The 24,166-nt window shown below is 71.9% G+C and carries 20 protein-coding genes; 5 read left to right on the top strand and 15 right to left on the bottom strand.

Annotation, left to right across the window (positions count from 1 at the left end; translation table 11 throughout):
- Positions 1 to 2 precede the first annotated feature (2 nt).
- The 3 genes from CNQ36_RS29180 to CNQ36_RS29170 all read right to left on the bottom strand — a co-directional run bounded on the left by CNQ36_RS29180 (position 3) and on the right by CNQ36_RS29170 (position 4,262).
- Entirely contained in the window at positions 3 to 1,595 is a 1,593-nt protein-coding gene (locus CNQ36_RS29180; protein ID WP_121548164.1) for a solute symporter family protein, read from the bottom strand.
- The gene (locus CNQ36_RS29175) at positions 1,592 to 2,041 is read right to left on the bottom strand and encodes a DUF485 domain-containing protein (RefSeq protein WP_121548163.1); all 450 of its coding nucleotides are present in this window, start codon (positions 2,039 to 2,041) and stop codon (positions 1,592 to 1,594) included. The genes CNQ36_RS29180 and CNQ36_RS29175 overlap by 4 nt, the downstream gene beginning before the upstream one ends.
- Before the next feature lie 97 nt (positions 2,042 to 2,138).
- A complete protein-coding gene (locus tag CNQ36_RS29170; protein WP_004924556.1) occupies positions 2,139 to 4,262 on the bottom strand; it encodes a DNA gyrase/topoisomerase IV subunit B in 2,124 nt (707 codons plus the stop codon).
- Positions 4,263 to 4,702: 440 nt separating this feature from the next.
- Here CNQ36_RS29170 and CNQ36_RS29165 point away from each other — a divergent pair, with 440 nt between their 5' ends.
- Positions 4,703 to 4,930 (top strand): DUF7455 domain-containing protein, encoded by a 228-nt coding sequence (locus CNQ36_RS29165; protein ID WP_121548162.1) that lies wholly within the window; start codon positions 4,703 to 4,705, stop codon positions 4,928 to 4,930.
- Between the two features lie 161 nt (positions 4,931 to 5,091).
- Here CNQ36_RS29165 and CNQ36_RS29160 read toward each other — a convergent pair whose 3' ends face one another.
- The 6 genes from CNQ36_RS29160 to CNQ36_RS29135 all read right to left on the bottom strand — a co-directional run bounded on the left by CNQ36_RS29160 (position 5,092) and on the right by CNQ36_RS29135 (position 13,650).
- The gene (locus tag CNQ36_RS29160; RefSeq protein ID WP_121548161.1) at positions 5,092 to 5,925 is read right to left on the bottom strand and encodes a S1 family peptidase; all 834 of its coding nucleotides are present in this window, start codon (positions 5,923 to 5,925) and stop codon (positions 5,092 to 5,094) included.
- Between the two features lie 155 nt (positions 5,926 to 6,080).
- Positions 6,081 to 7,610, bottom strand: a complete 1,530-nt coding sequence (locus CNQ36_RS29155) for an RNA polymerase sigma factor (RefSeq protein ID WP_121548633.1) — start codon at positions 7,608 to 7,610, stop codon at positions 6,081 to 6,083.
- Positions 7,611 to 8,038: 428 nt separating this feature from the next.
- Positions 8,039 to 8,926, bottom strand: a complete 888-nt coding sequence (locus tag CNQ36_RS29150; RefSeq protein WP_121548160.1) for a FadR/GntR family transcriptional regulator — start codon at positions 8,924 to 8,926, stop codon at positions 8,039 to 8,041.
- Positions 8,927 to 9,089: 163 nt separating this feature from the next.
- A complete protein-coding gene (locus tag CNQ36_RS29145) occupies positions 9,090 to 11,003 on the bottom strand; it encodes an ABC transporter ATP-binding protein (protein WP_121548159.1) in 1,914 nt (637 codons plus the stop codon).
- 75 nt (positions 11,004 to 11,078) lie between these two features.
- The gene (locus CNQ36_RS29140; RefSeq protein ID WP_040906023.1) at positions 11,079 to 11,837 is read right to left on the bottom strand and encodes an NUDIX hydrolase; all 759 of its coding nucleotides are present in this window, start codon (positions 11,835 to 11,837) and stop codon (positions 11,079 to 11,081) included.
- 211 nt (positions 11,838 to 12,048) lie between these two features.
- Positions 12,049 to 13,650 (bottom strand): DUF4192 domain-containing protein, encoded by a 1,602-nt coding sequence (locus CNQ36_RS29135; RefSeq protein ID WP_121548158.1) that lies wholly within the window; start codon positions 13,648 to 13,650, stop codon positions 12,049 to 12,051.
- A 130-nt stretch (positions 13,651 to 13,780) separates the two neighbouring features.
- On the opposite strand from CNQ36_RS29135, the gene CNQ36_RS29130 reads away from it, so the two are divergent.
- Positions 13,781 to 15,949: a RecQ family ATP-dependent DNA helicase gene (locus CNQ36_RS29130; RefSeq protein ID WP_121548632.1), complete on the top strand. Its 2,169-nt coding sequence runs from the start codon at positions 13,781 to 13,783 to the stop codon at positions 15,947 to 15,949.
- A 212-nt stretch (positions 15,950 to 16,161) separates the two neighbouring features.
- On the top strand, positions 16,162 to 16,776 hold the full coding sequence (locus CNQ36_RS29125) for a hypothetical protein (protein ID WP_121548157.1): 615 nt from the start codon (positions 16,162 to 16,164) through the stop codon (positions 16,774 to 16,776).
- Positions 16,777 to 16,990: 214 nt separating this feature from the next.
- On the opposite strand, the gene CNQ36_RS29120 is transcribed toward CNQ36_RS29125, so the two are convergent.
- The 3 genes from CNQ36_RS29120 to CNQ36_RS29110 all read right to left on the bottom strand — a co-directional run bounded on the left by CNQ36_RS29120 (position 16,991) and on the right by CNQ36_RS29110 (position 19,092).
- Entirely contained in the window at positions 16,991 to 17,617 is a 627-nt protein-coding gene (locus CNQ36_RS29120; protein ID WP_121548156.1) for a hypothetical protein, read from the bottom strand.
- Positions 17,618 to 17,684: 67 nt separating this feature from the next.
- A complete protein-coding gene (locus tag CNQ36_RS29115; protein ID WP_121548155.1) occupies positions 17,685 to 18,386 on the bottom strand; it encodes a ribonuclease HII in 702 nt (233 codons plus the stop codon).
- Between the two features lie 82 nt (positions 18,387 to 18,468).
- A complete protein-coding gene (locus CNQ36_RS29110; RefSeq protein ID WP_121548631.1) occupies positions 18,469 to 19,092 on the bottom strand; it encodes a TetR/AcrR family transcriptional regulator in 624 nt (207 codons plus the stop codon).
- Positions 19,093 to 19,281: 189 nt separating this feature from the next.
- Between CNQ36_RS29110 and CNQ36_RS29100 the strand changes: the two genes are divergently transcribed.
- Positions 19,282 to 20,829, top strand: a complete 1,548-nt coding sequence (locus CNQ36_RS29100) for an MFS transporter (RefSeq protein WP_121548154.1) — start codon at positions 19,282 to 19,284, stop codon at positions 20,827 to 20,829.
- A gap of 290 nt (positions 20,830 to 21,119) precedes the next feature.
- Here the strand turns inward: CNQ36_RS29100 and CNQ36_RS29095 are convergent, their stop codons facing one another.
- The 3 genes from CNQ36_RS29095 to CNQ36_RS29085 form a co-directional block, all read right to left on the bottom strand.
- A complete protein-coding gene (locus CNQ36_RS29095; protein WP_121548153.1) occupies positions 21,120 to 22,028 on the bottom strand; it encodes an ADP-ribosylglycohydrolase family protein in 909 nt (302 codons plus the stop codon).
- 31 nt (positions 22,029 to 22,059) lie between these two features.
- Positions 22,060 to 22,719, bottom strand: a complete 660-nt coding sequence (locus tag CNQ36_RS29090; RefSeq protein ID WP_121548152.1) for a histidine phosphatase family protein — start codon at positions 22,717 to 22,719, stop codon at positions 22,060 to 22,062.
- Between the two features lie 118 nt (positions 22,720 to 22,837).
- Positions 22,838 to 23,443: a YdbC family protein gene (locus CNQ36_RS29085; protein WP_004924605.1), complete on the bottom strand. Its 606-nt coding sequence runs from the start codon at positions 23,441 to 23,443 to the stop codon at positions 22,838 to 22,840.
- A gap of 156 nt (positions 23,444 to 23,599) precedes the next feature.
- Here CNQ36_RS29085 and CNQ36_RS29080 point away from each other — a divergent pair, with 156 nt between their 5' ends.
- Positions 23,600 to 24,133, top strand: a complete 534-nt coding sequence (locus tag CNQ36_RS29080; RefSeq protein ID WP_121548151.1) for a TerD family protein — start codon at positions 23,600 to 23,602, stop codon at positions 24,131 to 24,133.
- Positions 24,134 to 24,166 lie beyond the last annotated feature (33 nt).

Below are 24,166 nucleotides of genomic sequence, written 5' to 3'. Positions count from 1 at the left end.
TCCTACACGGCTCCCGCGCCGGTCAGTGAGCGCACCTCGGTCTCGGCGTGCTTGGCCTCGTCGGGCACCTCGCCAGAGGTGACCGTGCCGAGCCAGCCCGCGAGGAAGCCCAGCGGGATGGAGACCAGGCCGGGGTTCTGCAGCGGGAAGAGCTGGAAGTCGGCGCCGGGGAAGAGGGACGCGGGGCCGCCCGACACCACGGGGGACAGCAGCACCAGCACCACGGCGGGAATCAGTCCGCCGTAGACCGCCCACACGGCGCCGCGTGTGGTGAAGCCGCGCCAGAACAGCGAGTAGAGCAGCACGGGGAGGTTCGCGGACGCGGCCACCGCGAAGGCGAGGCCCACCAGGAACGCGACGTTGAGGTCGCGGGCCAGCAGACCGAGGGCGATCGCGACCAGGCCGATGCCGACGGAGGCGACGCGGGCGACGGCCACCTCACTGCGCGGTTTGCCGCCGCGGCGCCGCAGCGAGGCGTACAGGTCGTGCGCGACGGACGCCGAGGAGGCGAGCGTGATCCCGGCGACCACGGCGAGGATCGTGGCGAAGGCGACCGCGGCGACGACCGCGAAGAGGACCGTCCCGCCCGTGGTGTCGGCGCCGCCGCCCAGGTCGAGCGCCAGCAGGGGCACCGCCGTGTTCCCCGAGGCGTTCGAGGCGCGCACGGCGTCAGGGCCGATGAGGGCGGCGGCGCCGAAGCCGAGCACGATCGTCATCAGGTAGAAACCGCCGATGAGCCCGATCGCCCAGACGACCGACCGCCGTGCCGCGCGGGCGGTGGGGACGGTGTAGAAGCGGGACAGGATGTGCGGCAGCCCCGCCGTGCCGAGCACCAGGGCGAGGCCCAGGCTGATGAAGTCGAACCGCGCGGTCCAGTCCCCGCCGTAGGCGAGCCCGGGCGCCAGGAACGCTTCCCCGTGACCGCTGCGCTCGGCCGCGGTGAGGAGCAGCCGGTTGAAGTCGCCGTGGAACCGCAGCAGGACGAGGACGGTCAGCGCGACCGTGCCGCCGAGCAGCAGGACCGCCTTGACGATCTGGATCCACGTGGTGGCCCGCATCCCGCCCAACGACACGTAGATCACCATGAGGACACCGACGCCGACGACGGTCCAGGCGCGCGCCGCCTCGCCCGTGCCGCCGAGCAGCAGCGCGACCAGGCTGCCCGCGCCCACCATCTGCGCCACCAGGTACAGCACGGACACCGTGACCGAGGAGGTTCCCGCCGCGATGCGCACCGGCCGCTCCCGCATGCGCGCCGCGACCACGTCGGCGAGGGTGAACCGGCCGCAGTTGCGCACCAGTTCCGCGACCAGGCACAGGACCACCAGCCAGGCCACCAGGAAGCCCACCGAGTAGAGCATCCCGTCGTAGCCGACCAGCGCGATGAGTCCCGAGATGCCGAGGAAGGAGGCGGCCGACATGTAGTCGCCCGCGATGGCAAAACCATTTTCCAGCGGCGAGAAGAGCCGGCCGCCCGCGTAGAACTCCTCCGCCGAGCCCTGCCGGTGGCGGCTCACCCAGGTCGTGATGCCCAGGGTGACCGCGACGAAGGCGCCGAACAGCAGCAGCGCCGCCGTCTGGTGATCGCCCGTCATGCCGCACCGCCTCTCCGGCGCGCCAGCTCCTGGGCGTCCCAGCGCAGTTCCAGCGCCGCCCGGTCCCGGCGCAGCCGTGCGTGCCGCACATAGGCCCAGGTGAGCAGGAAGGTGCTCAGGAACTGGCCGAGCCCGGCGAGCATCCCCAGGTTCACCGCGCCCATGACGGGCCGCGCCATCAGCTGCGGCGCGGTCGTGGCGGTCACGACGTACGCCACGTACCAGGCGAGGAAGGAGACGACCGCCGGGACCACGAACCGCCGGTAGCGGCTGCGCACCTCCTGGAAGGCCGCGCTGCGCTGTACTTGGAGGTAGACGTCGGCCCCGTCCGAGCGGCGGGCCGGCTCGGACGCCACCGCCGGTTCGGACGACTCGCCCCAGCCCGAGGCCAGGGCGTCGTACCAGGGATCGTCGTACCTCACGTCCCCCGAATTGCTTCGCTGCATGCCCAAGGATGGACAGAACGGGAAGATCCCCGACTCTTCTTCCCGTTCCTCTTCACCCCATCAGGTGACTCGGCCCGCCGTGGGCCGGGCATGGACGCTATGCGTCGATGCGAGACCGGTCCAGCGTCGCCGCGGAGCTGGAGATGAACTCCTTGCGCGGGGCGACGTCGTTGCCCATGAGCAGGTCGAAGACCTGCTCGGCGGCCTCCAGGTCGGTGAGGTTGATCCGGCGCAGGGTGCGGTGGCGCGGGTCCATGGTGGTCTCCGCCAGCTGGTCGGCGTCCATCTCGCCGAGGCCCTTGTAGCGCTGGATCGAGTCCTTGTACCGGATGTTCTTGCTCTGGAACTCCATGAGGGTGTCGCGCAGTTCCCGGTCCGAGTACGTGTAGACGTACTTGTCCTGGCCCTTCCTGGGCTGGACCAGCTCGATGCGGTGCAGCGGCGGCACCGCGGCGAACACCCGGCCGGCCTCGACCATGGGCCGCATGTAGCGGTGGAACAGGGTCAGCAGCAGCGTGCGGATGTGGGAGCCGTCGACATCGGCGTCGGTCATCATGATGATCTTGCCGTAGCGGGCCGTGTCGATGTCGAAGGTCCGGCCCGAGCCGGCTCCTATGACCTGGATGATCGCGCCGCACTCGGCGTTCTTCAGCATGTCCGTCACGGACGACTTCTGGACGTTGAGGATCTTGCCGCGGATCGGCAGCAGCGCCTGGAACTCGGAGTTCCGGGCGAGCTTGGCCGTGCCGAGCGCCGAGTCGCCCTCGACGATGAACAGCTCGCTGCGGTCCACGTCGTCGCTGCGGCAGTCGGCGAGCTTGGCGGGCAGCGAGGAGGACTCCAGGGCCGTCTTGCGGCGCTGCGCGTCCTTGTGCTGGCGGGCCGCGATGCGGGTCCGGGCCGCGGCGACGGCCTTCTCCATGACGACACGCGCCTGCTGGGCGGCGTCGCGCTTGGTGGAGGTCAGGAACGCCTTGAGCTCCTTGGAGATCACGTTGTTCACGATGCGGCGGGCCGCCGAGGTGCCGAGGACCTCCTTGGTCTGGCCCTCGAACTGCGGCTCGGCCAGGCGGACCGTGACCACCGCGGTGAGGCCTTCGAGGGCGTCGTCCTTGACGATGTCGTCCTCGGCCACGCGCAGCATCTTCTTGGTGCGCAGCACCTCGTTCATCGTCTTGGCGACGGCCTGCTCGAAGCCGGCGACATGAGTGCCGCCCTTGGGGGTGGCGATGATGTTGACGAACGACCTGAGCGTGGTGTCGTAGCCGGTGCCCCAGCGCATCGCGACGTCGACGCCGAGCTCGCGGGTGACCTCGGTGGGCGTCATCTGGCCGTGCTCGTCGAGGACCGGGACCGTCTCCTTGAAGATGCCCTGCCCGGTGAAGCGGAGGGTGTCGCAGACGGGCCTGTCGGAGGCCAGGAACTCGCAGAACTCGCTGATTCCGCCATCGAAGCGGAACGACTCCTCGCCCTTGCTGCCGCCCTCGCCGAGCCCGTACTCGTCACGGACGACGATGGTCAGGCCGGGGACCAGGAACGCGGTCTGGCGGGCGCGCTGGTGCAGCGTGTCCAGGGCGAGCTTGGCGTCCTTGAGGAAGATCTGGCGGTCGGCCCAGTAGCGCACGCGCGTGCCGCTGCGGCTCTTGGGGATCTTCCTGGCCTTGCGCAGCCCGCTGCCGGCCTCGAACTTCGCCTCCGGGCCCACGGCGGCGAAGGCCCCGGGGACACCGCGCCGGAAGCTGATCGCGTGGGTGTGGCCCCCGCGGTCCACCTCGACGTCCAGCCGCGCGGAGAGCGCGTTCACCACGGAGGCGCCGACGCCGTGCAGACCGCCGGAGGCCGCGTAGGAGCCGCCGCCGAACTTGCCGCCGGCGTGCAGCTTGGTCATGACGACCTCGACGCCCGAGAGGCCGGTCTTGGGCTCGACGTCGACGGGGATGCCCCGGCCGTTGTCCCGGACCTCCACCGAGCCGTCGTCGTGGAGGACCACGTCGATGTGGTCGCAGTAGCCCCCGAGGGCCTCGTCCACGGAGTTGTCGATGATCTCCCAGAGGCAGTGCATCAGACCGCGGCTGTCGGTCGACCCGATGTACATACCGGGGCGCTTGCGCACGGCCTCGAGCCCCTCGAGGACAAGCAGGTGCCGCGCGGTGTAGTTGCTACCGTCCCGGTCTGCTCCTGCCAGCAGCGCTGTGGACGGCACGGACGTCTCGGCGGTCACGCGGTTCGCTCCTCGCTGAATTTCAGATGGGGCCCTCATGGGTAAGGGCGCGGCTTGAGTCACCGCTGAGAGGGTACCGAGGCCTGGTAGAGCCGTTGTAACGCCACCCTCGCTTCACTCCACCCTAGTCCAGAGTCGTATGCCTGTTCGATCCCTCGATGGAGTGAAGCACACATCACGTTCCCTTCCAGGCATGAACCATTTAGGCTCCGGGCACGTCCTCATGAACAACCGGCAAGCCAGCCGGGAGGGCCGACCACCGATACGAACGCGAATCCGTACGACACAGAGACACGCACTACGGCACATTCGCCGCCAACCGGCAACAGCCACCCATCCTCGGAAATTTTTTTCGAGGAGAAGCCACGAGCGGGAACGTTTTGGGGCTGGTTGGATGTTGACCCTGGTACGACAGCTCGTCGAGCTAGAGAAGAGGCGACGTGACTACTGTTCTGACCCCCGCGAGCCCGCTGACGGCCGCCGATCGCTGCGACCGCTGCGGCGCCCAGGCATACCTGCGCGTCGTCCTGCTGAGCGGCGGAGAACTGCTCTTCTGCGCCCACCACGGCCGCAAGTTCGAGCCGGAACTCAAGAAGATCGCCGCTGAGATACAGGACGAGACGGAGCGGCTGACCACTCCGGCGGCCACCCCCGACGAGGAGCGCTGACAGAGCGCCGACACATCGCGTCCGACGACGAGCAGCTCGGCACAGGCCGGCGAGCGGGCGGCTGCCTCCACCTCGGAGGCAGCCGCCCGTCTTCTCGTACGCGTCGGCGCGAAACGGCTCAGCGGCCCGTCCGCGCCGTCTGAGGTCCTTCCGCGCCCCCTTCAGCCCTGCGGCCACCCGAGGGTGCTCAGGATCTCGGAGACGCGCGTGTAGACCCCGGGACTGCCCGCCCAGCCGCAGCCCGCCCCCCAGGACACCAGGCCTATCAGCCGCCCCTGGGCCACCAGCGGCCCGCCGCTGTCCCCCTGACAGGCGTCCCGGCCGCCGGCCGCCTCTCCCGCGCACAGCATCGTCCTGGCGCGGTAGGTGCCCACGGAACCGCCCGGGTAGGCCTGCTCGCACACCGCGTCCCGCTGCACATGGACGCGTGCCGCGTGCAGGCTGCCCGTGTAGGCGCCGGATCCCGTGGTGTCCCCCCAGCCGTAGACCGTGGCCTCGGTGCCCGCCCGGTAGGCGGGGTCACCGGCCCCGGCCATGGCTATGGAAGAGCCCTGGGGCAGCGGCTCGGCCAGGCTGAGCACGGCGAAGTCGCCGGAGTTGGTGACCGCGTCGTGGTCCGGGTTCACCCAGACGTCACGCACGGCGATCTCCTGACCGCCCTTCGCGAGCAGTTCGGAGCGCCCCGCGATCACCCTGAGGTCGGGCACCCGCTCCGGGGGCGCCCCCAGCACCTCCTCCTCCATGCAGTGGGCCGCGGTGAGCACGGTGGTCCGGCCGACCGCCACACCCCCGCAGAACTGTCCCGCTCGCGTACCTCCGAACCGGTCACGGCTGGACAGCGCGACCGTCCACGGACCCTCCGAGACATCGACGGGGAAGCCGCCGACGACGATGCTGTCGGCGGCCGCCGGAACGGCCGAGGCCAGCGGTATGACTGTCGACGCGGCCGCGAGGGCCAGCGGCCGGGCCAGGGCCCGGGCAAGACGACGTCTCATGCACGCTCCTCACACTGGGGTGCTCCTGAGACACCCACAGTGAGGGAGCCCGCCGGAGCCCGCACCCGCGCGGCAACACGAAGGCCCGGCCCCCGAGGAGGGGAACCGGGCCTGACGCGTGCGTGGCACACGACCGGTGGTCGCGGCGGCGCCTTCTAGTCGAGGTAGTCGCGCAGCACCTGCGAGCGCGACGGGTGGCGCAGCTTCGACATGGTCTTGGACTCGATCTGGCGGATGCGCTCGCGCGTGACGCCGTACACCTTGCCGATCTCGTCGAGGGTCTTCGGCTGACCGTCGGTGAGACCGAAGCGCATGGAGACGACGCCCGCCTCGCGCTCGGACAGGGTGTCCAGGACGGAGTGCAGCTGCTCCTGCAGCAGCGTGAAGCTGACCGCGTCGGCCGGGACGACCGCCTCGGAGTCCTCGATGAGGTCACCGAACTCGCTGTCGCCGTCCTCGCCCAGCGGGGTGTGCAGGGAGATGGGCTCGCGGCCGTACTTCTGGACCTCGATGACCTTCTCCGGGGTCATGTCGAGCTCCTTGGCCAGCTCCTCCGGGGTGGGCTCGCGGCCCAGGTCCTGGAGCATCTGGCGCTGCACGCGCGCGAGCTTGTTGATGACCTCGACCATGTGCACCGGGATACGGATGGTGCGGGCCTGGTCGGCCATCGCGCGGGTGATCGCCTGACGGATCCACCAGGTGGCATACGTGGAGAACTTGTAGCCCTTGGTGTAGTCGAACTTCTCCACCGCGCGGATCAGACCGAGGTTGCCCTCCTGGATCAGGTCCAGGAAGAGCATGCCGCGGCCGGTGTAGCGCTTGGCCAGCGAGACCACCAGACGGAGGTTGGCCTCCAGCAGGTGGTTCTTGGCGCGGCGGCCGTCCTCGGCGATGATCTCCAGCTCGCGCTTGAGCTTCGGCGCCAGCTTGTCGGAGTTGGCCAGCTTGTCCTCGGCGAACAGACCCGCCTCGATGCGCTTGGCGAGCTCGACCTCCTGCTCGGCGTTGAGCAGGGGGACCTTGCCGATCTGCTTGAGGTAGTCCTTGACCGGGTCGGCGGTGGCACCGGCGGCGGCGACCTGCTGGGCGGGCGCGTCGTCCTCGTCCTCGTCGGAGAGCACGAAACCGGCGTTCTCGGCGCCCTCGGGCTCCTCGGTGGCCTTGGTGTCCTCGAGGACTTCCTCGTCACCGAGCTCGGCGTCGTCCTTCTTCGCCGTGGTCTTCTTCGCGGCCGTCTTCTTGGCCGTGGTCTTCTTCGCGGCCGTCTTCTTGGCCGTGGTCTTCTTGGCAGCCGCCTTCTTGGCGGGTGCCTCCTCCTCGCCGGCGGGGTCGGCGGCGGGCGCCGTGGGTGCGGCGGTGGCGGTGGCCTTACGGGCGGTCACCGTCTTGGCCGCGACCGTCTTGGTGGCGGTGCGCTTGGCGGGACTCTTCGCTGCGACGCTCTTTCGGGTGCGCTTGGGCTCTGCGGCACTGACCATCAGCGTCACACCCTCTTCCTCGAGGATCTGGTTGAGGCTGCGCAGTACGTTCTTCCACTGAGTGGCCGGAATCTGGTCAGCTTCGAAGGCCCGACGCACGTCATCGCCGGCGATCTGCCCCTCAGCCTTTCCCCGCTCAATGAGAGCCATGACAGAGACGGACTCGGCGATCTCCGGCGGGAGCGTACGGGATGTGCTGGCCGACACGAACAACCTCTCGGAACGTTGGAAAACGGCTTCCGGCCCCGTCCACTGTGGACAGGGGCCGACCGCCGGCTTGGGGATGGGCCGACGGTGCGGGCGGGGACCGGGGAAGATGCACAGCGCCTTGAACGGCGTCCGTATTCCCTCCGCGGCTGTCACCTCTTAGGTCATCGCGTTCTTCCCAGGAGCGTTACGCCCAATCCGCGTGGCCCGAGTCACACCCCGTACGCGCGCACAAACGGTCAAACAAGATCGAAAGAGTTCACTCAGGGGCGAGGGGGTCACTCTTCCGAGTCTGCCACGACCTACTCGGCGTCGGACCCCGCGGGATCACCGAGGATCCAGCGGGGTCCGACGGGGGACGGCTCAGCGGTGGGGCGATGCCACAGGAGGGGGGTGGCACGCCGGCCCGCGCCGTCCGCGGAACGCGGTCAGTGCTCGCGCGGGGCGGGCACCACGCGTTCCACCTCCGGGTGGACCGTGAGGAGTTGGCGCACGGCCGCTTCGGCCGCCGCGCCGTCGCCGCCGGCGAGGGCGTCGACGATCCGGCCGTGCTGCGCCAGGGAGGTCTCGTTCGGCCGCTCACAGCCCGTGACCGCGCTGCCCGAGACCTGCAGCGCGGCGGACACGATCCCGGAGAGGTGCTCCAGCATCCGGTTGCCGGCGACCTGGATCAGCAGGGAGTGGAACTCGGCGTCGGCCCGGGCGAAGGTGAGGGCGTCGCCCTGCCCCATGGCGTGCCCCATGATCTCCACCATGTCGGAGAGGCGCTGCTGGACCTCCTCCCGGCCGTGGCCGGCCGCGAGGCGGGCGGCGAGCGGCTCGATCGTCCAGCGCAGCTCGCTGAGCTCACGGCGCTGGTCGTCGCGCTGCGGCCCGAAGGCCCGCCACTCGATGATGTCCGGATCGAGCAGGTTCCAGTCGCTGACGGGGCGCACCCGCGTGCCGACGTTCGGCCGGGCGCTGACCAGGCCCTTGGCCTCCAGGACGCGGAGCGACTCGCGGACGACGGTGCGGGAGACCTCGAAGCGCTGGCCGATCTCCTCCGGGACCAGCGGACGGTCGGCGCCCAGATCCCCGGAAACGATCATCTGACCCAATTGCTGAACGAGTTGGCCGTGCAGGCCGCGTCCGCGGCTGCCCGCGGCCCGTCGGCCCACACGGCCCAGCTCCGGATCCGCGCCGTCCCAGGCGGGGGCGCCTACGCGGTCGACGGAGGGCCCCTCGGCGAAGGGGTAGCGGTCGAGTTCGCCCGGGTTCGCGAGGCCGGAGTCTGCGGAGCGGGCGGCGGTCATCATGGTGTGCGCAAGGGTACTCACGCATCCTTTGTCGGCTCTGTTTCCAACTCCCTTGAGGTCTTTGGTGAAAAGCACACGAAAGGGTGATCGCTCACCCCGTCGCAATTGACGCCTTATCGGAAGGAATTGGGCTTTTTCCGGGGAGTTGTGGGCAGTGGCGTAACGATGCGCCCCCGGACGGTCGTCATCGGACCCGGCTCCGCAGACCGGTGCACAGGTACGCGCAGAGCAGTGCCGCGAGCGACAACGCCAGTGCGCCGCCCACGGGTTGGGCGATCAGGCGCAGGGCCGCCTCCAGGTGGTGCTCGCCGCCGAAGGGCCAGCGGAGCGGCAGGCCGTCCCGCAGCCGTGACGAGAGCGGGGCCGGGGTGCGCGCCGGGGTCCCTTCCGTCATCTTGTGCACGAGCGGCACGACGAGCAGGGGTACGGCGACGACGACGGCGAGACCGGCGGTGGTGGACCGGAAGACGCCCGCGGCCAGCACACCGGCGCAGGCGCATCCCATGACGAGGCCGAGCCAACCGGCACTCAGCGGCAGCCAGTCGGCGGGGACCGCGACGACCTCCCGCCCGTAGACGAGGTAAAGCAGTTCGGCGTCGCAGCCGACGGTCAGGACTGCCAGCACCAGCGCGAGTGCCGAGGAGACAAGGAGTTTGGCGGTCAGCAGCCCCAGCCTCCGGGGCACGGTGCCGCGGCCCGCCGCGAGGGCGGGGTGGCGGAACTCGTCGCCGAAGGCCAGCGCGCCGAGCAGCCCCGCGCCGAGCGCCGCGGGCGGCAGGGGGAACTCCGCCGGCCACGCGGCCAGCAGGCGCGGCTGCGGGGTGTGCCCGACGCGTGCCAGCAGCACGGCGGTCAGGGCGGACACGGCGAGCACGACCGCGCCCACGAGGAACACCGTGCCGACGCCGGTGGCACGGCGGATCTCGTAGCGGAGGGGGCGGAGGGGCCTGGACGCGGGGCGGACGGAGATGGGGGGCGGCAGCGCGGCGTCGGCGTCGCGCGTGCGGGCTCTGCGGCGGGAGCGGCGCTCGGACGCCGGACCGGTCTCTTCCGCGGCGGCTTCGCCGGGTGCCGGGGAGCCTTCCCCGGCGGGAGCGCCCGGGTGGGGCGGTGCTGCGGGGCGGGCCTGCCGCGACGGGGCGGCGGGGTCCTGCCGCGAACCGTCCGCCGGGTGCCCCGCCGCGTCCCCGTCGGCCGCCGGAGGCTCGGGCGCTCCGGCACCGGGCCCCATGTCCCCCACCTCGTCGGCCAGTTGGTGTACGACGATGCCGTGCCGGAACGCGATCTCGCCGACGTCCGCGCAGGTACTGCCGTAGACGCGCAGGCGGTTGCCGCCCTCCCGTGCCACCTCGACCGACCGCTGCGCGGCGCGGGCCTCCTGCGCGAGCAGGGAGGAGAGGCGGGCGGCGTGCGGGCTGCGCACGGCGACCCGGGGGCGCAGCCGGGTGCGGGAGAAGTCCGCCGCCTCCTGGTCGGCGACGAGCCGTCCCCGCTCCAGCGTGACCACGCGGTCGGCGATCCGCGCGGCCTCCTTCGGGTCCGCCGTCGTGCACAGGACCGTGCCGCCCTGGGCCGCGTACGTCCGGAGCATGCCGTACAGCCAGCGGCTCTCGCCGATGGAGAGGCCTCGCGCGGGTTCGTCGAGCACGAGCGTATGGGGGTCGGGCAGCAGGGCACAGGCCAGTCCCAAACGGCGGTCCATGCCGCGGGACAGGGTGCCGAGCCGTTCGTCGCGCAGGCTCACGAGCCCCACCGCTTCGAGGACTTCGTCGGCCCGGCGGACCGGAACGCCGGCGGCGGCGCTCAGCATGCGGAGGTGTCCGCGGACGGTGCGGGCGGGGTGGCCCGGCACGTCACCGAGCAGCACGCCGACTTCGTGGGAGGGATGGGGGATGCGGTGCAGGGGCCGGCCCCTGAAGTGGGTGACGCCTCGGCCGCGTTGGAGTTCGAGCATCAGCCCCAGCGCCGTCGTCTTGCCGGCGCCCGGTGCTCCGAGCAACGCGGTGACGCGGCCCGCGTGCGCCTCGAAGGAGACGTCGTCGACGGCGGGCGGGAGCTCTTTGCGGGGGTTGCTGGTCAGTCCGATGGCCTGGATCACCCGATGCAAGATAGCGCGCCAAATCGGGTTTTTCGGGCATCGCGGGGCCCGTTGGCCGGTCAGACGGTCCCCGTGTCAGACCTCGGGGCGCAACATCGGGGGGTTGAGCAGGGTGGCTCCGCCGGCCCGGAAGAGCTGGGCGGGGCGTCCGCCCTGCCGGGTGGTGGTGCCACCGGTGGGGACCAGGAAGCCCGGTGTTCCCGTCACCTTGCGGTGGAAGTTGCGCGGGTCGAGGGCCACGCCCCACACCGCCTCGTAGACACGGCGCAGCTCGCCGACGGTGAACTCGGGCGGACAGAAGGCGGTCGCCAGCGACGAGTACTCGATCTTGGAGCGGGCCCGCTCCACTCCGTCCGACAGGATCTGGGCGTGGTCGAAGGCGAGCGGCGCCACCGGCTCGCCCTCCCGGCCATAACCACCCTGCTGGAGCAGTTCCCCGACCGGCGCCCAGCGCGCGTTGCTGGCGTCACCGCCCGCCCGGGGTGCGGGCAGGTCCGGGGCGAGGGCGAGATGGGCGACGCTGACGACCCTCATCCGGGGATCACGCTTGGGGTCGCCGTAGGTGGCGAGCTGCTCCAGGTGAGCGCCGTTGTCCTGGGCGGGGACGGCGGGGTCGTGCACCCGCAGCCCGGTCTCCTCGGCAAGTTCCCGCGCCGCCGCCTGCGCCAGGTCCTCGTCGGCCCGCACGAAACCGCCGGGAAGCGCCCAGCGCCCCTGGAACGGCGACTCGCCCCTGCGCACCGCCAGCGCGCACAGGGCGTGACGGCGAACGGTCAGCACGACCAGGTCCACGGTGACGGCGAAGGGCGGGAATGCTGACGGGTCGTAGGACATGCGGCGATCATAGTCGTCTGCCTGACGATAAGCACTCCCTTCGCCGGCCGTATCGATGGCTGATCCACTTCGGTCGGACAGGCCCGTCACCATGCCCTTTACCCCCTCGCCCCGCGCGGACCTCCGTGTCCGGCGAGCAGGTCCCGTCCCGCACGCCGGCCGGCCTCCTCCCCCGGCCCGGCGCGGGGCGAACGGGCGGTATCCGGCTCACTCACTCCTCCCCGTCGCCGCCCCGCCCGCCGGCCTGGGCGCCCGGCTTCGGGGCGCCACGACGGCGGTGCGCGCCCGCCGCGCCGCCCCCGGGGCGCGTGCTCACCGCCGACGCACGGGGACGCGGGACCCGGCCGCCCTCCGCACGCGGCCTGCGCAGTGCTCCGCCGACGGCCCGCGGGACCCGCGCACGACGGCGGCGGGACAGGAGGGACGCCCCGCCGCCGGAATCCGCGGGGTCCGCGGCCGGCGGCGCGCCGTCCCCCTGCTTCCGCTCGTCCGCACCCCCGGCCGTGGCCGGTTCGTCCCGGGGCGCCGGGGCGCGTTCCTCACGTTCGGCGCGCAGGCAGCGGCGGATCGATTCCGGATCGAGCCCTTCGTTGCACGCCTGGTGCAGCAGACGGGCGAAGAGGTAGTCGGGATCGGCGCCGAGGGCCATGGCGAGCGCCTCCCGGGCCTCCAGCTCGTCCCCGCTGGACCAGGCCACCCACCCGGCGAGCGTGAGGGGCGCCGCCGCGTGTTCGGCGTAGGCCCCGACGCAGCGGCGGGCCAGGGACCGCCACAGGCGCAGGGCGGGGCCCGCCTGCTCGTCCTCCATCCACTCGGCCGCGCGGTCGCGGGTCGTACGGTCCTGCAGGCCGAGGATCAGCGTCGCGGCCTCGTCGTACCCGAGCAGTTCGTCGTCGCGCAGATCCGCCGGGAGCATGCCGGGCGCGGGCGGGGCGTCGGCGAGCCGGCCGATGATCCGCTCGGCCAGATCCAGCGTCTCGCCGGCGACCTCGTGCCGGCCCCGCGCGTCGAGGATCCTGGGGACCAGCGCCGCGCCCGCGGCGTCCAGGGCGGCCTCCTGCTCCCGGGCCGCGGAGTTCTCCCAGGGCAGCAGCCTGGCGCGCAGTTCGCGCAGCGAGCCGCGGACCTGGAGCCCCGCGTAGGCGGCCGCCGCGGCCAGTACCGAGGTGCCGGGCAGGCCCATCGGCACTCCCTCGGCCGGGCAGCAGCCCTCGTCGTCACAGCAGTACGACCAGAAGCGGCCGTCCGAGACGCACAGCGCCTCCACCACCGGAATGTCCAGGGCGCCGCACTCCAGGCGCAGGGTGTGGGCGAGCGGCCCCAGCCGCTCCTTGACCTGCCGCCCGGACTCGTCCCGGCCCGGCTCGTGGCAGAGGAAGACGACCATCTGCTCGGGCCGGGCGCCCCGGCGCTCGCTGCCCGCCACCAGGCCGTGCGCCAGTTGCCGGGCGGCGGAGGGCCAGTCGTCGGGGTTGGCGGGGATCCCGAGCCGGGCGCGCCCGCCGAACCGCCCCCGTCCGTCCTTGTCGTGCAGGGCGACCAGCACGATGCTGTCCTCGGGGCGGTAGCCGAGCAGATAGGGCAGGGCGTCGGCGAGTTCGGCGGGGGTGCGCAGGGTGACCTGCTGTCCGTCGCCACGGCTGTCGTACGCGGTGCAGGTGAGGTCCGGCGGAAGCGGTGCGCGTAGCTCCGCGCCGCCCTGCGGCCAGGTCCCGGCGTCATGCCCGCCCCTGCCGTCGTCACCGGAGATGTCACCGCTTTCGGAGATGTCGCCGTTTTCAGAGGATCCGGCGGCTTCGCTGTGGTTCGTCATGCGAAGACGATCTCGCGGAATGTCGTACTCCGCTTCACCCTGTGGATAAGTCCCGCCAGGGACATGCCACCAGCTGGCGCCCTCCCCCGCACCGGCCCGGATGTCGGCGCCGTCCTGTTGTATGGACCCCATGGTGCACACGAGCGACACGGAACTCCGGACGGCCGCCGACGCGGTTCTCGCCCGTCTCGTCGGGGACGACTCGGGCGAGGCCCGGCTGCGCGACGACCAGTGGCGGGCGATCGAGGCGCTGGTCGCCGACAAGCGCCGGGCCCTGGTCGTCCAGCGCACCGGCTGGGGAAAGTCCGCGGTCTACTTCGTGGCCACCTCGCTGCTGCGGGCACGGGGCAGCGGCCCCACCGTGATCGTCTCGCCCCTGCTGGCGCTGATGCGCAACCAGGTGGAGGCCGCCGCCAGGGCCGGCGTGCGCGCCCGCACCATCAACTCCTCCAACAGCGAGGAGTGGGACTCCGTGCAGGCCGAGATCGCCGCGGGCGACGTCGATGTGCTGCTGGTGAGTCCGGAGCGGCTGAACAACCCCGACTTCCGGGACCAGGTGCTGCCCAGGCTCTCCGCCGCGACGGGGCTCCTGGTGGTCGACGAGGCGCACTGCATCTCCGACTGGGGCCACGACTTCCGCCCCGACTACCGCCGGCTGCGCACCATGCTCACCGATCTCCCCGCGGGCGTGCCCGTACTAGCCACCACCGCCACCGCCAACGCCCGCGTCACCGCCGACGTCGCCGAACAGCTCGGCACGGGAGCCTCGTCGGACGCACTGGTGCTGCGGGGCCCGCTGGACCGGGAGAGTCTCAGCCTGAGCGTGCTGCGCCTGCCGGACGCCGCGCACCGGATGGCCTGGCTCGCCGACCACCTGGACGAGCTCCCCGGCTCGGGGATCGTCTACACGCTCACCGTGGCCGCCGCCGAGGAGGTCACCGCCTTCCTGCGGCAGCGCGGACACACCGTCGCCCCGTACACGGGCCGGACGGAGAACGCCGACCGGCAGCAGGCCGAGGAGGACCTGCTCGGCAACAAGGTGAAGGCCCTGGTCGCCACCTCCGCTCTCGGCATGGGCTTCGACAAGCCCGATCTGGGCTTCGTGGTGCACCTCGGCTCCCCGTCCTCCCCCATCTCCTACTACCAGCAGGTCGGCCGCGCCGGGCGCGGTGTGCGGCACGCCGAGGTGCTGCTCCTGCCGGGGAAGGAGGACGAGGCGATCTGGGAGTACTTCGCGTCGCTCGCCTTCCCCTCGGAGGACCTGGTGCGCCGCACGCTCGACGTGCTCTCCCGCGCCGACCGGCCCATGTCGCTGCCGGCCCTGGAGCCGCTGGTCGAGCTGCGCCGCTCCCGGCTGGAGACCATGCTCAAGGTGCTCGACGTGGACGGCGCGGTCCGGCGGGTCAAGGGCGGCTGGACCGCCACCGGCAGGCCGTGGTCCTACGACGCCGAGCGGTACGCGTGGGTGGCGCGCCAGCGCAAGGCGGAGCAGCAGGCGATGCGCGAGTACGCGGCGACCACCGACTGTCGGATGGAGTTCCTCCAGCGGCAGCTCGACGACGAGGGCGCCAAGCCGTGCGGCCGCTGCGACAACTGCGCGGGCGCGCGCTTCACCGCCGAGGCCTCCGCGACCGCGCTGGAGGCGGCCCGCGTGGACCTCGGCCGGGCGGGCGTCGAGGTGGAGCCGAGGCGGATGTGGCCCACCGGTCTCCCCGCGATCGGCATGGACCTCAAGGGCCGCATCCCGGCCGGCGAACAGGCCGCCCCGGGGCGCGCCCTGGGCCGGCTGTCGGACATCGGCTGGGGCAACCGGCTGCGTCCCATGCTGGCGCCGCACGCGCCGGACGGACCGGTGCCGGACGATGTCGCACGAGCGGTGGTGGGTGTGCTGGCCGACTGGGCGAAGGGCCCCGGCGGCTGGGCTCCGGGGGTGGCCGACGCGCAGCCGAGGCCGGTGGGGGTGGTCACCCTCGCCTCCCGCAGCAGGCCCCGGCTGATCAGCTCACTGGGGGCGAGCATCGCGGAGATCGGGCGGCTGCCGCTGCTGGGCTCGGTGGCGTACGCGGGTGGTGAGGCGCCCTCCGCCTCCCGGAGCAACAGCGCCCAGCGGCTCAAGGCCCTGGACGGAGCGCTCACGGTGCCCGACGACCTGGCGGCCGCGCTGGCGGAGGCACGGGGCCCGGTCCTCCTCGTGGACGACTTCACGGAGACGGGCTGGACCCTCGCGGTCGCCGCGCGCCTGCTGCGGCGGGCCGGTGCGCAGGGAGTACTGCCGCTGGTACTGGCCGTACAGAGCTGAAGGTTCACCGCGTCCGGCGGGTGGGGATATTAGCCGCAGAGCGGCCGATACCGGTCCGCTGCCTCAATTGCTCGTTGCCGCATCCAAGTTCGACAGGAAGAATTGAAGTCCGCACCCGCACGGCTCGCCCGCCGACCAGGTAGGGCTCCGTTGCGTGCGCGCTCCCCCGCATCCGACCCGCCCGCTGTCCGGGCGTAGCCGAAGGGAGGACCGTGACCTTCGGATTCGCTCCGTCCTCGGCGGCATCGCTGTCGACGTCCGCCGCTTCCGCCCACCGTGTGCTCGAACCCGCGGAGTGGGCCGCCGCGGGAATCCCGCTGCTGCGCAGCCCGCGCGAGGTCGTCAGCGGACTGCACGCCCGGCATCGCCCCGGTCCGGCGACCGCGGTGGTCGCCGTGCTCGATCCGGACGAACGGGTGCGCGCGAGCGCCTCGTTCGTCCGCCGCTCCGCCCCGGCGGACGGCTGGATGTTCCGCAACGCCCTGCTGGACCAGTTGCGCCGGGTCATCCCGCACGACCTGCGGCGCCGCACCCCGGTGCGCACCGCCGTACTGCTCTACTGCCGTGACGGCGACGCGCGCTGGACGGCGGAGGACGGCGCGTGGATGTGGGGGCTGCGGGACGCCTGCACCCTGCACGGGCTGCGCTGCGGGGCGTACATCACGCTGACCCGTGACGGGTGGCAGGTCCTCGGCGAAGGGCGTGGCGGCCGGCATCCCACCGCCGGTTCGGCGCCGGAGCCGTTCGCCACGGCCACGGCGCCGCCCCGGATACCGCGCACCGGAGGCGTCGCCTCGGAGGTCCTGCGCCGCGCGGCGGCACGCTGACCTCACGCACACCGCCCGGAGTGCCGGCTCGGTGGCCCGCGCGAGGACGCGGTGCGTCCGCACGACCGCGGCCCCCGCCCGGTCCGAGGACGGCGGGGGCACCGGTCCACCGGCCGCTGCGCGCCGCGGGCACGCCGAGTCAGTCACCGTGCGGACGCCGCGTCCGCGGCGTTCACGTCCCCCTCGGCGTCCGGCCGGACGCCGTGGTGTGGGCTCAGACGCCCGCGCCCAGCACCGAGTTGATCCGCTGCGGGTCACCGCAGACGATCAGCAGGGCCCCGGCCCGGGCCTGCGCCACGGCCAGGGCGGAGACGGCAGCGGACTCCGGTCCTCCGTTGACGGCGACCACGACGACGGGCCGTGCGCCGGCCCGGTCCGCGATCCGGGTGTCCGTGTAGAACACGTCGTCACCGGCGTCGTGCTGGGCCCAGTAGGAGGCTTCGCCGAAGGACAGTTCGTGGGTGGCCCACGGGTGCGGATCGCCGGTGGTGATCACCAGCACCTCACCGGGGGCGCGGCCCGAGTCCAGCAGCAGGTCCACGGCCTCTTCGGCGGCGTCGAGCGCCCCCTGGACCGAGGCCGGGATCAACTGGATCTGCGGGGTGCCCGCGGCGGGCGCGGGCGGCGTCGAAGGACCGGGGCCGGGCTTGACGGCGTCGCGTGACGCGCGCTGCACCGGCGGCGCGGGCCGCGGCGGGCCGGGACGACCGGGACGCGACGGAGCCGCGGGGCGGGGACCGGGTACGGGGCGGGGGGTCGGCGCGGTGCGGCCACTGGCCGGCGTGGCGCGGGGACCCTGGGCACTCTCGTGAATCTGAGGCTCCTCGGGAATGAGAGGCATGAGCTGATTTTTATCAAACGTTGGTACGGCACGCGCCGCCGGGTGGCACATGAGTGCGAGCGGCACGTCAGAAGTCGAAGCCGAGCTGACCCTCGATTTCCGGAACGCGCCCTTCCGTCCAGCTGCGGACCTTCTTGAGGTGCCGCCACTGGGGCAACGCATCAAGATACGCCCATGACAACCGGTGGTACGGAGTGGGGCCCCGAACCTCCAGTGCGGCCCTGTGCACGGGTGACGGATACCCGGCGTTGTCCGCAAAACCGAAGTCTGCATGGTCGATGCCCAGTTCGGCCATCATTTTGTCGCGCTGGACCTTGGCGATCACCGAGGCCGCCGCGACCGCCACGCACGACTGGTCGCCCTTGATGACCGTACGGACCCTCCAGGGCGTGCCGAGATAGTCGTGCTTGCCGTCGAGGATCACCGCGTCCGGCCGGACCGGCAGCGCCTCAAGGGCACGTCCCGCCGCCAGCCGCAGCGCCGCCGTCATCCCCACGGCGTCGATCTCCTCGGGGGACGCGTGCCCCAGGGCGTACGACGTCACCCAGCCCCGCAGCGTCTCGGCCAGCTGGGTGCGCCGCTTGACGGTGAGGAGCTTGGAGTCGGTCAGGCCCTCGGGGGGCCGGCGCAGTCCGGTGACCGCCGCGCAGACGGTGACAGGCCCGGCCCACGCGCCTCGGCCCACCTCGTCGACACCTGCAACGATCTTCGCCCCGGTCGTGGCGCGCAGAGAGCGCTCGACGGTGTGAGTAGGTGGTTCGTACGGCATGGCGCCCTTAGCGTACGCCGCCCACGAGGGCCCGCGACACCCCGGTTCTCCGAGCGGCGCCGGCCGCCTCACCGCACCCGGGTCAGGCGCCTTCCGGGCGCAGCAGCGGAACCATCAACTGGTCGATCATCTGCTCCAGATCGATGTCCGACCATTCGCTGCCGCACATCTTCGAGCGGTACATCATCATCGCCGGAACGGCGTCGAAGACATATCCGTTGGCCGCGTCGGGACGCACCTCTCCTCGCTCGATTCCCCGCGTGATCACCTCGCGCAGCATCCTGATGGTCGGCTCGACGACACCGTCGAAGATGACGGCGTGGAAGCGCTCGGCCTGCGTGGTGTCACATTCGTAAATGACCGAGCGCACCGCGAATCCGGACGGGGAGAACATCGCGTCGCGCGCCCGCAGGCACAGGTGCAGGAGGTCCTCGCGCACGCTTCCCAGGTCCGGCACCGCGTCGAACTGTGGCAGTCCGGCCCGCAGGGCGTCCGCGACCAGGTCCTCCTTGGAGGGCCAGCGCCGGTAGACGGCGGCCTTTCCGGTCTGGGCGCCGGCGGCGACGCCTTCCATCGTCAGGCCGTTCCAGCCGACCGTGCTGAGCTGCTCCAGGGCGGCGTCGAGGATCGCGCGCTCCAGTACGGCACCGCGGCGGCGGGACGCGGCGGTCGGTTCCTGGGCGGCCACCCAGCTCGAAGAAACCATCTGAACTCTCTCCAACGAGCAGAGGAAGCGGGCATTCCGGGGATGAAGCACACGCCGCGCGGCGCCTGAGGGGGACGCACCGGGCGACGCCCCATCAAGTGAACGCTTGCGTTCACTGTCGGGGATTCACTACCGTTTGGCGCAACAGTGAACGCGAGCGTTCACTGACGCACTCGTGGGGGATCCATAGTGACAACCTCTCCTTTGATTCACGACCAGAAGCCAGGGGCGGCACGCCGGGGCGGGCACCCCGGCATCGCACTCACCGTCATCGCGGCCTGCCAGCTCATGGTGGTACTCGACGCGACGATTGTGAATATCGCGTTGCCGCACATCCAGAACGCTCTCCAGTTCAGCACCACCGACCTCACCTGGGTGGTCAGCGCCTACACGCTGACCTTCGGCGGCCTGCTGCTGCTCGGCGGCCGGGCCGGCGACATCCTCGGCCGCCGCCGGGTCTTCATGAGCGGCATCCTGCTGTTCACCGTCGCCTCGCTGCTCGGCGGGCTCGCCCAGGAGCCGTGGCAGCTGCTGGCGGCGCGCGTACTGCAGGGCGTGGGCGGTGCGATCGCCTCGCCCACCTCGCTGGCCCTCATCACCACCACCTTCCCGGAAGGGCCCGAACGCAATCGCGCCTTCGGCGTCTTCGCCGCGGTCTCCGCGGGCGGCGGCGCCATCGGCCTGCTCGCAGGCGGCATGCTCACCGAGTGGCTCGACTGGCGCTGGGTGCTCTTCGTCAACGTGCCGATCGGCCTGCTGATCGCCGTACTCACACCGATGTTCATCAACGAGTCCGAGCGGCACTCCGGCCGCTTCGACATCGCGGGCGCCGTGACCTCGACGGCCGGCATGGCCTCCCTCGTCTACGGCTTCATCCGCGCGGCGGAGGAGGGCTGGGGAGACGGACTGACCATCGGCTCCTTCGCGGCCTCCGCGGTCCTGCTGGCGGCCTTCGCGCTGATCGAGTCCCGCGCCAAGGAGCCGATCACCCCGCTGCGGATGTTCGCCGACCGCAACCGCTCGGGCACGTATGTGATCATGCTCAGCCTGGCCGCGGCGATGTTCGGCATGTTCTTCTACATCGTCCTCTTCGTGCAGAACGTGCTCGGCTACACCCCGATCGAGGCCGGACTGGCCTTCCTGCCGGTGACGGTCGTCATCGCGCTCGGGGCGGGTCTGTCCCAGCGGTTCCTCCCCGTGTTCGGCCCCAAGCCGTTCATGGTCGTCGGCTCGGCGCTCGCCGCGACCGGACTGGCCTGGCAGACGCTGATCAGCTCCGACAGCTCCTATGTCGGCGGCATCCTCGGACCGATGCTGATCTTCGGCTTCGGCATGGGCCTGAACTTCGTGACCCTGACGCTCACCGCGGTCTCCGGGGTGGCCCAGCACGAGGCCGGCGCGGCGTCCGGGCTGCTCAACGCGACCCAGCAGGTGGGCGGGTCGGTCGGACTGGCCCTTCTGACGACGGTGTTCGGCACGGCGAGCAAGGACGAGGCGGAGAAGCAGGTCCCCGGTTTCCTCGCCGAGGCGACGCCGGAGCAGCAGGCGGAGTTCGCCCAAACGCACCAGCTGCCCGCTCCGTGGGGACACGAGGTCCTCGCGGAGGGCATCTCCACGGCGTTCATCCCGGCGGCCGCGATGGCCGTACTCGCCCTGGCCACCGCGTGGTTCGTCATCCGGGTCCGCAAGAGCGACCTGGAGGCACTGTCCGGCTCCGCCGGACCGGGCATGGGCTGAGAAGCCACCGCGGGTCCGGCCCGGCGGACCTCCGGCCGACTGCAGGGGGGTCGGCCGGCGGCCGCCGGGCCGGACCGCACCGGTCAGGGCGAACAGCGCCGCGAGCAACGCCCGCACGATGAACACCACGGCCCCTCCCGATCTCCGCTCCGGCACGGCACACCTACACGTGTCAGGTCTCCCGCCTCACACAGTGGATGTCCCGACAACGAGCGGCCGGTCACGGAGAGTTCCCACCATGCACGGAGAGTTTTCGGGACAGGCCCCTCGGGCGGTCCCGCGACCGGCTCTCAGACCGTGGTCCGCGTCCAGTCCGGCAGCGGCTCGACCCGGTCGGCCCACTCGGCGGGCGGCGCTCCCGCCTTCTCCGCGGCGACGACCCCGCCCACGATCGCGCAGGTCGTGTCGACGTCCCCGCCCACCTGCGCGGTGGTCCAGAAGGCCCGCTCGTAGTCACCGAGAGCCCGGGCGGCCGACCAGAGCGCGAACGGCACCGTGTCGTGCGCCGTCGTACGCCGTCCGCAGCCGAGCACGGCCGCGACGGTGGCCGCGTCGCCGTAGTCGAGCATGTCGCGGGCCCGGCGCAGCCCGGCTCCGACCGCGCTCCTCGCAGGCACCAGAGCGACGACCCCGTCGAGCAGGGCCTCCGCGCCGGGCGGCCCGCCGGGAGCGGCGACGAGCGAGGCCGCCGCCGCGACGGCCATGGCACCGACCACCGCCTCACGGTGCTGATGCGTGGGGTAGGCGGAGATCTCGGCCTGATGGGTGGCCTGCTCCGGGTCGTCCGCGTACCAGGCGCCCAGGGGGGCGATCCGCATCGCGGCGCCGTTGCCCCACGACCCCTGCCCGTTGAACAGCCCGGCGGCCAGTTCCCGCCAGTCGCCGCCCTCACGGACCAGGCGCAGCAGCCGGTTGACCGCGGGCCCGTAGCCCCGGTCGAAGTCGTGCCGCGTGGCGAAGGACCGCGCGAGGGCGTCCTGGTCGATCCGGTGGTGCTCGGCGAGGACGGAGACGACGGAGCACGCCATCTCCGTGTCGTCCGTCCACTGCCAGGGGCCCGGGGGCAGGGCGCGGCGCTTGAGCAGCGGGTAGTTCACCGGCACGAAGAACTGTGAACCCAGCGCGTCCCCCACGGAGAGTCCGCGCAGGCTGGCCAGGGCGCGGTCCAGGCGCCCGGCGGGAGAGGAATCAGCGGTCATCGCCCTGCCACTCTATCCGGTGACCCTCTGCTCATCCGGTGCTCCCGTAGGGTTCCGGATCCCGCCAGCGCACGAAGGGCCGGTCGAGGGTGTACTTGTCGTTCTCCCCCAGAACGAGCATCCGCATCTCGGCGTTCCCCGGATTCGACAGCGACTCGAACTCCGCCACGGTCCAGTGGAACCACCGCATGCAGAACAGCCGCATGGCCAGTCCGTGGGTGACGATGAGGACGTTGGGCGGATGGTCCGGGTCCTCGAAACTGCGGAACAGGCTCTCCAGGAACCCGCCGACCCGGTCGTAGACGTCGGCCCCGGACTCTCCCTGGGCGAAGCGGTAGAAGAAGTGCCCGTAGGCGTCCCGGTAGGCCTTCTGCAGCCGCACGTCCTCCCGGTCCTGCCAGTTGCCCCAGTCCTGCTCGCGCAGTCTCGGCTCCTCGCGGACCCGTATCTGCTCCGGGTCGAGCCGGAAGGCGCTCAGCGTCTGGTGCGTCCGGCGGTAGGGGGAGACATAGACGCTGACCCGCTCCCCGCCGAACAGTGACCGCAGCCGTTCTCCCGTCTCCTCGGCCTGCAGTCTGCCCCGCTCGGTCAGCGCCAGGGCGTGATCGGGTTCGCGCTCATAGACGGAGTCATCAACATTGCCCGTTGATTCACCGTGCCGGACAAGGACGATGCGCCGTGGTCGTGCCATGCCGAAACCCTAGATCGGGTGACGGCCGGGCGAGCACCCGTGCGGGCCTCGTACGGCGTAGGTCACACCTCTCCCGCGCTCCACGCCTCGCCGGCGCCCTCCCTCGCGCGTCCGGGGATCACACCGTCCAGGCCGACTCCATCTCCACGATGTCCCCCGTGAGGGCCGCGACATCGGCCTCCGTCTGCGCCCTCAGGGCGAGCCGCTCGATCCGCTCGGTGCGGTACTTGCCGTGTTCCGCGGCCGACCGCCACATCGAGAGGACCAGGAACTCGTTCCCCGGCGCCTCTCCGAAGAGACCCCGGATCATGCCGGGCGAGCCGGCCATCGCCGGGTTCCAGACCTTCTCCTGCATCAGCACGAAGTGCTCCGCCCGCTCCTCGTGGACCCGGCACAGCGCCGCCCTGAGCAGGTCGGCGTCGGTGAAACGGGGCTCGAAGCCCGTCTTCACGTCGAAACGGTGGTCGAAGAGTCTGACCTGGGCGTCCTTGAAGGTCCCCGACTGGGCCGAGGCGAGCCGGTCGTGGGAACGCGCCATGAAGGAGTCGTAGAAGGCACGGCTCTCCCAGAAGGAGAAGATGTGCGCCACGTCCTGCCGCCCCCGGCTCCAGCCCCCGCCCTGTCCGCGAAACCCCGGCTCCCCCAGAAGCCCCGCCCATTTCCGCTGCCCCCGCTCGAACCCCCGGCGGTCCACCACGGTGCAGCGAATCCACTTGACCAGCACCGCGCCATCGTAAGGCCAGTGAGCGTGGCGCCGGTCACCCTCGCGGTGACTGCTTACCGGCGTCCGCCGCCGCACGCGTGGCAGGATGGACAACCTGCCGGATTCGTCCGGCAGTTGGGGTGACGGGCAGAACGGTCGCAGGGAAGGGGAAGACTGGTGAACGGCCTCAACAAGGGCATCGGCAAGGTCGAGATCGCACTGAGGTGGGATCCGAGTCCGTCGGGAGAGCCCTCCACCGACCTGGATCTGGTCGCCGCGCCCTATCCGGCGGGCGACCCGCAGGCCGCCCCCGGGTACGTGGTGCACTTCGACAGCCGCTCGCCCGACGGCACCATCACGCTCAACCGGGACAGCAAGGACGGCAAGGGCTTCGGCTTCGACGAGGTCATGACGCTGGAACTGGACCGGCTCGACCAGCGGTACGGGCGGGTGGTCGTCGGCGTCGTCATCCAGCAGCAGCAGGGGGAGCGGACGTTCTCCGGGGTGGCCAACCCCGGCCTGCGCATCCGCGAGGGCTACACCATCCTGTCCGAGGACGACTTCGGCGGTGTCCTCGGGGCCACGGCGGCGACGGTCGCGGAGTTCGTCCGGGACGGGTCGGGCCCCTGGGAGTTCCGGCCCGGTGTCCAGGGGTTCGAGGGCGATCCGGCGACCTTCACCCGTGCGATGGGGGTGTCGCGCGGGGCCTGACGGAGCGCGGCCAGACAAGAAGGCGACGCGACG

It is taken from the genome of Streptomyces fungicidicus (assembly GCF_003665435.1).
Classification (GTDB): domain Bacteria; phylum Actinomycetota; class Actinomycetes; order Streptomycetales; family Streptomycetaceae; genus Streptomyces; species Streptomyces fungicidicus.
Note: the sequence above shows the minus strand (reverse complement) of the source record. Positions and strands in the feature narration are given on the sequence as shown.